This is a genomic window from Lysinibacillus sp. 10T31, from assembly GCF_056394365.1.
The window spans coordinates 1-523 of sequence record NZ_JBFTHS010000171.1 but is presented as its reverse complement, the minus strand read 5'-3'; the positions used below and the strand labels follow the sequence as shown (position 1 = coordinate 523).

Annotated in this window: 1 protein-coding gene; it reads right to left on the bottom strand. The window is 38.0% G+C overall.

Annotated features, from left to right (window positions below; all coding sequences use genetic code 11):
- Positions 1–432, bottom strand: a 432-nt coding sequence (locus AC1DCY_RS27420) for a hypothetical protein (protein ID WP_477355876.1), incomplete at its 3' end; no start/stop codon positions are given.
- Positions 433–523 lie beyond the last annotated feature (91 nt).

Here is a 523-nt window from a genome sequence, read left to right as displayed (position 1 = left end):
GTAAACAAGTGGACTAACAACCGCACTTTGTACGGCTGAAAAGAAAACAGCACCAAGCGCAATATGTGTAATCACAACCACCAAGGCGACCTCAAAAAAAACAAGCTTGTTACATCTACAATTTGCACAAAACAGCATCCAAGTACGCTTCCAAAACGCAATTTTTTGACATCTGATTTCTGCTGCTATTTTCTCAAGCTCTTCGGGAGACTTAAGTACTGACTCGATAAAGCTACTCATATTCGCTACCCAAGCGCCAATAAAAACAAGTAAGCACATAACAAAAGCGAATGACCTTTTAACACCTTCAAAACTAAAATCGAAAGTCTCCAAATCGAGCTTAGTGCTAAAAATTATTGCAAGTGTCAGAAATAAAATTTGAGGCGTCAAATTTCTTAAAAACTCAAGCAAAGCTCTTTTACCTTCCCCCAAAAACATTACCACTCCTAAACCGTACAACCTTACGGATGATTATCATTAAAAAAGGGACAAACATCTTAACGTCGATTACTTTGCCCCATTC